This window comes from Amycolatopsis sp. SID8362 (assembly GCF_010550475.1).
Taxonomy (GTDB): Bacteria; Actinomycetota; Actinomycetes; order Mycobacteriales; family Pseudonocardiaceae; genus Amycolatopsis; species Amycolatopsis eburnea.
In genome coordinates, this window is the sequence record NZ_JAAGNB010001399.1 from 1 (window position 1) to 1182 (window position 1182).

Consider the following 1182-nt stretch of genomic DNA (forward strand, 5'->3'; position numbering starts at 1 on the left):
TGGGCCTGGCCCCGGCCCGGCACCCGATGCTCGGCGCGGCCGTGCCGCTGCCGGAGTCCGACGGCTACCTGTTCACCTCGCGCCTGTCGCTGCGGTCGCACCCGTGGCTGGCCGACCACACCGTCGCCGGGACCACGCTCCTGCCGGGCACCGCGCTGCTGGAACTCGTCCTGCGGACCGCGGCCGAAACCGGCTGCGACGTCGTCACGGACCTGACCCTGGAAGCGCCGCTCGTGCTGCCGGAGCAGGGAGTTCAGGTGCAGGTCACGGTCGGCGCCCCCGACGCCGGGGCGCGGCCGGTGCGGGTCCACGCCCGCCGGGACGCCACCGAGCCGTGGACCCGGCACGCCGAGGGCACGGTCACCGAAGGCACGAAACCCGTGGTGGCATTGACAGAGTGGCCGCCGGCCGGTGCCGAGCCGGTCGCGGTCGACGACGTCTACCCGCGGTTCGCCGAGGCCGGTTTCGGCTACGGGCCGGCATTCCAGGGCCTGCGGGCCGCGTGGACCCGGGACGACGAGCTGTTCGCCGAGGTCGGTCTCACCGACGTCCCGGCGGGATTCCTGTTGCACCCGGCGCTGTTCGACGCGGCTCTGCACACCGCGGCCCTGCGCGGCGACGGGACGGCTCAGCTGCCCTTCGCGTGGACCGGCGTGCACCTCGCGGCGACCGGGGCGACGAGCATGCGGGTCCGGCTGACGCCGGTGCCCGAAGGGTTCGCGCTCGCGCTGGCCGACAGGACCGGAGCGCCGGTGGGCGTCGTGGACGCGCTGGCGCTGCGGCCGTTCTCGGCCGAGGGGCTCGGGGTACGCGACGCGCTGTTCCGCGTCGACTGGGTCCCGGCCGGCACGTCATCGGGGTTCACGCGCTGCGCGGTCCTCGGCGACGACCCCGACCTGGTCACCGCGCTGGAGCAGGCCGGCGCCGAGGTCGTGAGTGTTCAGTCGGGTTCTAACCCGACTGAACACTCACGACCAGCCGCGGCCGAGGTGGCGTTCCTGCCCGTGCCGCGGGGTACGGGTGCGGTGCCGGACGTGGTGCGGGAGACCGTGACCGGCGTGCTGGCCACCGTGCGGGAGTGGGCGGCCGGGGACGGGCCGCGGCTCGTCGTCGTGACCCGCGGGGCGGTCGCGACCCGGGACGGCGAGGACGTGCCGGACCTGGCCGCGGCCGCGGTGTGGG

The 1182-nt window shown here is 75.9% G+C and carries 1 protein-coding gene; it reads left to right on the forward strand.

What is annotated here, in order from left to right; genetic code table 11:
• Positions 1 to 1182: polyketide synthase dehydratase domain-containing protein (locus G3I65_RS42895; RefSeq protein ID WP_203612666.1), on the forward strand; the 1182-nt coding region annotated here is incomplete at both ends.